Origin of the sequence: Acinetobacter sp. ANC 3929, assembly GCF_000369405.1 — a bacterium.
Classification (GTDB): domain Bacteria; phylum Pseudomonadota; class Gammaproteobacteria; order Pseudomonadales; family Moraxellaceae; genus Acinetobacter.
The window spans coordinates 1-6,886 of sequence record NZ_KB849997.1 but is presented as its reverse complement, the minus strand read 5'-3'; the positions used below and the strand labels follow the sequence as shown (position 1 = coordinate 6,886).

Annotated in this window: 10 protein-coding genes; 5 read left to right on the top strand and 5 right to left on the bottom strand. The window is 31.5% G+C overall.

Going from position 1 to position 6,886, the window contains the following annotated elements; genetic code table 11:
* Positions 1 to 195: 195 nt before the first annotated feature.
* Both F909_RS16275 and F909_RS16280 read left to right on the top strand, forming a co-directional pair.
* Positions 196 to 780, top strand: coding sequence for a hypothetical protein (locus tag F909_RS16275; RefSeq protein WP_005146440.1), 585 nt, complete (start codon positions 196 to 198; stop codon positions 778 to 780).
* A 9-nt stretch (positions 781 to 789) separates the two neighbouring features.
* Positions 790 to 1,065: a hypothetical protein gene (locus F909_RS16280; protein ID WP_005146436.1), complete on the top strand. Its 276-nt coding sequence runs from the start codon at positions 790 to 792 to the stop codon at positions 1,063 to 1,065.
* 27 nt (positions 1,066 to 1,092) lie between these two features.
* On the opposite strand, the gene F909_RS16285 is transcribed toward F909_RS16280, so the two are convergent.
* From F909_RS16285 to F909_RS16300, 4 genes are all read right to left on the bottom strand, one after another.
* Positions 1,093 to 1,380 (bottom strand): type II toxin-antitoxin system RelE family toxin, encoded by a 288-nt coding sequence (locus F909_RS16285; protein WP_005146434.1) that lies wholly within the window; start codon positions 1,378 to 1,380, stop codon positions 1,093 to 1,095.
* On the bottom strand, positions 1,370 to 1,618 hold the full coding sequence (locus tag F909_RS16290; RefSeq protein WP_005146432.1) for a type II toxin-antitoxin system Phd/YefM family antitoxin: 249 nt from the start codon (positions 1,616 to 1,618) through the stop codon (positions 1,370 to 1,372). The genes F909_RS16285 and F909_RS16290 overlap by 11 nt, the downstream gene beginning before the upstream one ends.
* Before the next feature lie 2 nt (positions 1,619 to 1,620).
* Positions 1,621 to 2,034: a hypothetical protein gene (locus F909_RS16295; RefSeq protein WP_005146430.1), complete on the bottom strand. Its 414-nt coding sequence runs from the start codon at positions 2,032 to 2,034 to the stop codon at positions 1,621 to 1,623.
* A gap of 153 nt (positions 2,035 to 2,187) precedes the next feature.
* Positions 2,188 to 2,781 carry a recombinase family protein gene (locus F909_RS16300; protein ID WP_005146428.1) on the bottom strand — a complete coding sequence of 198 codons (594 nt, stop codon included), beginning with the start codon at positions 2,779 to 2,781 and terminating at the stop codon, positions 2,188 to 2,190.
* A 208-nt stretch (positions 2,782 to 2,989) separates the two neighbouring features.
* On the opposite strand from F909_RS16300, the gene F909_RS16305 reads away from it, so the two are divergent.
* Positions 2,990 to 3,334, top strand: coding sequence for a hypothetical protein (locus F909_RS16305; RefSeq protein WP_005146425.1), 345 nt, complete (start codon positions 2,990 to 2,992; stop codon positions 3,332 to 3,334).
* Between the two features lie 73 nt (positions 3,335 to 3,407).
* Here the strand turns inward: F909_RS16305 and F909_RS16310 are convergent, their stop codons facing one another.
* Positions 3,408 to 3,797: a hypothetical protein gene (locus F909_RS16310; RefSeq protein ID WP_004716589.1), complete on the bottom strand. Its 390-nt coding sequence runs from the start codon at positions 3,795 to 3,797 to the stop codon at positions 3,408 to 3,410.
* A gap of 137 nt (positions 3,798 to 3,934) precedes the next feature.
* Here F909_RS16310 and F909_RS16315 point away from each other — a divergent pair, with 137 nt between their 5' ends.
* The gene (locus F909_RS16315) at positions 3,935 to 4,348 is read left to right on the top strand and encodes a plasmid replication DNA-binding protein (protein ID WP_005146420.1); all 414 of its coding nucleotides are present in this window, start codon (positions 3,935 to 3,937) and stop codon (positions 4,346 to 4,348) included.
* A gap of 191 nt (positions 4,349 to 4,539) precedes the next feature.
* Positions 4,540 to 5,481, top strand: a complete 942-nt coding sequence (locus tag F909_RS16320) for a replication initiation protein (RefSeq protein ID WP_005146417.1) — start codon at positions 4,540 to 4,542, stop codon at positions 5,479 to 5,481.
* The last annotated feature ends 1,405 nt before the right edge of the window (positions 5,482 to 6,886 follow it).

Genomic DNA, 6,886 nt, shown 5'->3' with positions numbered 1-6,886 from the left:
GTTGATTTATATGGTGTGTATTTGATTATTTAATATACATCAAAACACTTGTAAGCCTTATGGCATAAGCCTTTTAGTCATACTAAAGCACATTCGGATAAACAGAGTATAGATACATATCTAAATACTATCTTATTTCTATTCTTTTATCTCATAACAATACAAATATAAAACTTATTTTTTATCAATAATTTAATGAGTAAATTAATAACAACTAGCAAATATTTAAACTATCCAATAAATACAACATACCAATTAAAACAATCAAACATGAAAGAAATATATCTAGCTCTAGTCCATGCTAGAGATATGTTAAATCGACCTATAGCACTTAGATATACATTAGGGTTAGATAATGATCATTCTTTTGATATAAAAAAATTAACTAGAAAAATTAAGAGTTTATTTGAAGATACAGGATATAGTTTTATTTATAGTTTTGAGTATGCTGAGAGGCAAAAAGGGCTACATTTAGAAATGATATTAGTCGTAGATCAGACTATCTATAACCCTATACAAATCTTTAACCTGCTTAGAAAATTATTCTTCAATTTAGATGGTGTAACCATCAATATTGAATCTGAATACAAGAAAGTATCTTTTAACTTTCATGAGCGTAAAGAGGAATATTTATCTGTTATAGGTGGTAGCAAAGTAGGTCACAATTTAAAAGATGAAGCACAGTTTAAAGACTGCATTTATAGAGCTTCATATCTAGCAAAACAAAACGATAAAGCATTAGTACAATACAAAAAAACATTTGGCACAGTAACAGGATAACGATAAAAAATGATTAATATGACACAACATAAAATTAATTCAGGATATAATAAGTTTTTGAATAAATTAGTATTATGGTCTTATTTTTATAAGAAAGTTGAAGTAGAAAGGGAAAAAGGATTTAGTCCAATTAAGAACTATGAAAGGATGGTTTCGTTCCAAGAGACAGTACAAGAAATGTTGCCTGATATGGAGAAGTTAGATAGGTCTAAGATTCGATCTTATTACCCATTGGTGGATGACGTTGCACTAATTCAATATTTCAAAGAAATAGTAGGGAGATGATCCAACTTATATCATCTCCCTAATTGGTCAAGATTGTCTTGAATCTGCTGTATTGTAGACAGCATTATTTTCACGTCTACCTACAGCAATTACTAATACAACAACCTCATCGTCTATCACCTCATAAACCAAACGATAGCCAATGCTACGAAGTTTGATTTTGTATCGGTTAGAATGCCCTGATAACTTGTTCTTAGGGACTCTAGGATTCTCTAAGACCTTTATCAGTTTCTTTTTCAATTGCTGCTTAATACTGGGATTAAGCTTATTCCATTCTGCTAATGCTTCTTCTAAAAAGTCTAAGTTATAGCTCATTTATATTTACTCGAATGCGTCTTTGGTTCGCACGAGTATCTGCAATTTGATTAAGTTCTAAGTCTTCTAGCTGTTCAATCATCGTTTCATATAGTTCAGCAGGGATACAGTAGAAAGCAGGCGTATTACGGTTAAGGATTGCAACAGCTTCACCTCTACCTGCTAATACAGTATCCATAGGACTCTTCTTGAGTTCAGTAATACTTGCAGTCATTCGTGCATGGATTAGTTGAGTCATGATTAAGCCTTTATATAATTGATGGACTGTAATTTTGGAAAAATGGTGATCAAATGATTTGAATATTTAATTTTCTGATAAACAAAGCTTATAGATTTAAGTTTAGTAAAAACAGATATTTGTGTTAACAGTGCTTTCTTTAAAAGAATTGAGAAATTAAAAATATTACGTAAAAGCGATAACTTCTTTCTACTAGCAAAAAGATTTCGATATCTTTGAATAAGTTTTTCTAAATTTTTTAACGAGTTTTTTAATTTTTTTGATGCATTGTTAATAGTACTTACAATTTGTTCGAAAATATTTTGGAGAGAATCAATTTTATTTTCGTCGACTGATCCTTCAGACAATGATAATAGTTTATCTGCTATTAGCTTTAGATCTTTATTAGCATTAACTGTATCTGATACGTTTTCCATAAAAAATACTCCAAGTATTTAAATAATATTAGCACACTTAAAAGCGCTTTTAAAAGTTTTTTTATGGTGCTTAAAGTAATTCATTAAATTAGTTGCTGGGGACATGGTAAATTTTGCATAGCTCCCTCAATCTCAACTACAAGTATTCATTTATTACCCCTTTAAAACTCTATAAACAGTAGCTACGCCACAATTAACGGCTTTTGCTATTTCTTCTTTGGTTAGCCCTTTATTTGCTAACTCTTTGATTCTAGAATGTTTAGCTATATCTGCTTTCTTGCCACTTGGCTTGTATCCACTTCTTTCCAATCCCTGTTTAATACGTTCCCTACGCTTGTCATTGTCTAAGCGAGCCATAGTCGCCAATAAATCTATAAGCATATTATTTACTAGGTTTAAAATAGAGCTTGTAATGGTATCGTTTGAACTAACAAGCATGTGTGTAGTTGGTAGATCAGCTACCACTAACTTTAAGCCTTTATCTTTGATACGCCCTTTCAATACGTCAAAATCAGTTTGGGAAAGCCTAGACAGCCTATCTACACTCTCAACTAACAACGTATCGCCATTATCAGAATCATCTAGCAACTTGTTTAAAACAGGTCTATCTAGCTTTGTACCTGATTCATTTTCTATATACTCGTTCACATCACCTTTAATGGATTTAGCAAACTCTCTTAAATCATCTAATGCCCTTTCTGCATCTTGATCTTTGGTACTGGCACGTACATAAATTCTAGTTGTCATTTCTCATTTAACTTTATTTGTTTAAGTATTATGATAATACTATCATTTAATTAAAAATAATAGTCTATTGATAGGATAATTATCATTTAATTTTATTATCTTTTGAGTATAGTCTAATGATAGAAAAACATCTGAAATACTCCATAAATAAACATTTGAAAAAAATGCTAAAATAAACTAATTAGCTAAAACATAGATAGGGTAAAAGATGCAAATAACTAACGCTGTAAAGTTATTAGTTGAATTAGAAAATGATCCTAATTCATTAACAGATATTGTTATAAAATCACTTTTAACAGATGATCCACTAAAAGAACTAGAACCAGAACTTCAAACAGCGGGTCATAGAGCAAGGATTTTGTCTGTAATTCAGATCATAGATGAAATTAAAATTGAGAGTATTCTTAGCCCAATAAGCGAAGAATTATCAAAAGTCTTAACATCTACAGAAATTTTGACGATGACGAAAGCTAAAGAAAATGTTGAAATAGAAATGGTTGAAGCAAGAAAAAGAATAAAGGATTTAGAAAGCAAAATTAAAAATATAAGATGAACTTTTTAATCTATATACGTGAATGAGTGGGCATAGTTGCCCAACTAATTCATTTTTATTCACGTACAGCGTTTTATTTGTAGCAAATATCTATTTTTTTATTCTTAGTAATGAAGCATTTCAGAGAGTTATCTGAAATTAAGCTCATATCACTAATTTTTTTATAAAATAAATCTCTATAGTAAAAATTAGCATCCACACCATTTAAGGATGTTCCACATTCCTCTTGCTCATCCGTTTTTTTGTTGTAGCACATTCGAGTTTCTACTGAATATTCTTTTTTCCCTTGTTCAATCGAAGTATAAGAACCTCCTGCACCATATCCGCTTGAAACTATACAGCTAGATTTACTCACTAATTTGTTATTTGAAAATTTATAGCAAATTTTCATATCTTCACTCATAGGAGCACCAAAAGTAGTTCCTGAAATGAGAAATAAGCCTAATGTTATGAGTTTTTTCATATTTATGTTCTCAAGAGAATTGTGCGTTTATTCTACTTAAATGTTTTGTAATTTGTAATGTTAATTATAAGTACATATAGAACATTGCTAAATGTTGTATATTATTGTTTATTCATACAGAACATAAATGAACAGATATGAGCAATATTTCAATCAATCAAGCAAGTAAATTGTTTAAAGTGAGCCGTAATACGATTTATGCACGTATTAAGAAAGGTGAACTAACTAAAAACAATGATGGCAATGTTTCTGTTCAAGATATGATGCGTTTATTTGGAAATAAAACCGATAAAAAAGTGATAGAGAAATCTGTCACTGAACAACTGAACAGTACAAATAATATTGGACAAATTATTGAGCAACCTAAAATCAATAATGAACAGCTTTTACAGCAACAAATTGAACAATTAAAGGTACAAGTTGAACAACTTGAAAAGCAATTAGAGTACGTTAAACAAAACGAAGCATGGCTTAAACAGCAATTAGATCAGAAGCTCATCGAACATAAGAGTCATGAAAAGAAAGGATTACTTAGTCGTTTATTCCAGTAACACGGTAATTTTTTAGCATCTTAACTTGATCTGTGATACAAATATTACAGACATGAAAAAGCCCGTATTTCCTCGCTCGCCAAAGTTTAGAAATACAGGCTTGAATCCTTAAACCGAATAAACAGAAGTTCATACGACTTGAGATCAATAATACAGGTTGTTTGAGCATTTGCAAACAGTGAAGTTATGCAATGCAACAATTATCATTAGGCTTAGAACAATTTACAGACCACTTACCGAATAAGCCCTATTGCTCGGATGATCTGCATTTAGGTCTACAAATTCGTCCTAAAAACTTAGCATTGCTTAAACGCTATATTCAGCCTAATCACCCCTATTACACTCATTTCTTTGTCTTTGATTTGGACTATCCAACAGCATACATTGATTTTTACTATTCAATGGTGGGCGTTCCTGCTCCCAATTTAATTGTAGAAAATCCTGAAAATGGACATGCTCATTACATTTATAAATTACTCACACCCATCTATAACACTAACGCAAGCAACGATAAGCCCATAAAGTACGGTAATGCTGTCTATACGGCTCTTAGAACTGCATTGGATGCAGATATTAACTACAGTGGGTTAATTACTAAGAACGCTGTGCATGAGCATTGGCGCACCCATGTTCTACGTGAACAACCTTACACACTTGATCAGCTCTCTGAACGCTTAGATTTAACGACACGTCAAATCAATAAAGAGATCAAAGTTGATGAAGCTGTAGGGCTTGGTCGTAACTGCTGTTTGTTCCATACAGTACGACATTGGGCTTATGTTGAAGTGCGACAATATCGAGGTCGAAACAAGACATTCAATCAATGGCTTGAATCGGTTATTGCTCAATGTTGTTCTGTGAATGCTCAATTCTCTGCACCTATGCAGTATAACGAAGTGAAAGGCATTGCTAAATCTATTGCTCGTTGGGTATGGAAACGTGATAGCTACGCTTACCAAGAATTTATTGATCGTCAGACACGTAAAGGGTCTTTAGGTGGCAAAGCTAAAGGCGAAGCATATAGCGATAAACGTAAACAGGCAGTACGTTTGAAAGCTAAAGGCATGAGCAATACAGAAATTGCAGAGAAGCTAAAAGTATCACGTAGATCGGTAATCTACTGGTGCAAATAGCCTAAATCAGATATTAGCCCTTTTGGGGCTTTTTCTTTGCTTATAGGATTTGTTTATTTCTATCTCCTTTTAATTTTTCTCTCTTACACCATTTGTTTTTGTTTAATATCTTTTTACTTTTTTATCCTAAATGGTTCATCTTTGTTTTTGCTTTTAAGCCAATATTTTTTATGGTTTATCTTAGGCTAATAAATCAATCTTCTTATTGCTTCTATTGAGCTTTGAATTAAGTGTTTGTTATATCTTAACTCGCTGATAAGGCTGTGTGCTGTGGTGATAGTTGTGTAGATCGTGGTATGTGATGCACATAGTCTTGTCAGCATCCAACCGACTGTAGGTATTTGATTAGTTGTAGGGAGTAGCAGAGGGCGTGGAGTGGTTCATCTTCACACAAGGTGTTTTTATATTTTGATTTCAATAGAGTTTTAGTGTGACCATTAATTCTTCCGTTTACACTGTTATTGTCCATAATTATAGAATTTATTTCTTATTTAATTATTTTAACTAATTAATTATTAACATATATTTTAGACTTCTAGCTAACATTTGCTTTAGGTAGTCTAACAATTTGCTTTGCTCTTGCTTTTAAACAATTTTTCCTTTGACGATTTCCAATCGTTATTAACGTAATTCTTATTAACTTCACAATGGAAAGTGAACGGAGCTTGAAAAAAAATCGCCCAAAAAATACGGAGCTGCTAAAGGGGTGGGGGCTAATCCGAACTATCCCCCTACCATTTAGCAAAGTACCGTAAATCATACCTAGTACAGACATTCGATATGTTGGAAATTCTATCTTAACTAAGCAAATTTTTAATATGCTCTAAATGCTCCTAGATTGCGTTTATAGCTCAATTTATTTTAATTGGTATGATCGTATAGGCGAGGTGTTAAATATCGCTGTAATGCGATTCTGTGAGCTTCTGTAAATGGTATTTAACTCAAACTTTGCTCATATCATTTATTTAATTTAATCCACAAAATCAGATGTATAGGTTTTCATATACAAAAACTAGAACAACATATAGAAAGTTTATTGCACCAATTTCAATAAAACTGCCTATTCATTTTAGGGAATTGATACTTTTTCTAGTAATAAAAATTGCTGTTAAGTAGGTCGATATAGCCAATCTATAAAATGAATCAGTTTTTATCTAACTAATTGTACATATTGACATTTTTGTCATTATTTGGTAATATTTAATCATATTAAAAGAACAATTAAACACTAGCTTTTAGCTACATATCAAAAACAAGTTATTGATTTTATTAAATACACTTTCTATAAAGACAATGAAGTTTTATAAGTCGTTGATTTATATGGTGTGTATTTGATTATTTAATATACATCAAAACACTTGTAAGCCTTATGGCATAAGCCTTTTAGTCATACTAAAGCACATTC

Coding starts and splice junctions, on each gene's coding strand:
- F909_RS16290 (WP_005146432.1), bottom strand. CDS start 1,618: ATGACTCAACTAATCCATGCACGAATGACTGCAAGTATTACTGAACTC.
- F909_RS16315 (WP_005146420.1), top strand. CDS start 3,935: ATGAGCAATATTTCAATCAATCAAGCAAGTAAATTGTTTAAAGTGAGC.
- F909_RS16305 (WP_005146425.1), top strand. CDS start 2,990: ATGCAAATAACTAACGCTGTAAAGTTATTAGTTGAATTAGAAAATGAT.
- F909_RS16300 (WP_005146428.1), bottom strand. CDS start 2,781: ATGACAACTAGAATTTATGTACGTGCCAGTACCAAAGATCAAGATGCA.
- F909_RS16310 (WP_004716589.1), bottom strand. CDS start 3,797: ATGAAAAAACTCATAACATTAGGCTTATTTCTCATTTCAGGAACTACT.
- F909_RS16280 (WP_005146436.1), top strand. CDS start 790: ATGATTAATATGACACAACATAAAATTAATTCAGGATATAATAAGTTT.
- F909_RS16295 (WP_005146430.1), bottom strand. CDS start 2,034: ATGGAAAACGTATCAGATACAGTTAATGCTAATAAAGATCTAAAGCTA.
- F909_RS16320 (WP_005146417.1), top strand. CDS start 4,540: ATGCAACAATTATCATTAGGCTTAGAACAATTTACAGACCACTTACCG.
- F909_RS16275 (WP_005146440.1), top strand. CDS start 196: ATGAGTAAATTAATAACAACTAGCAAATATTTAAACTATCCAATAAAT.
- F909_RS16285 (WP_005146434.1), bottom strand. CDS start 1,380: ATGAGCTATAACTTAGACTTTTTAGAAGAAGCATTAGCAGAATGGAAT.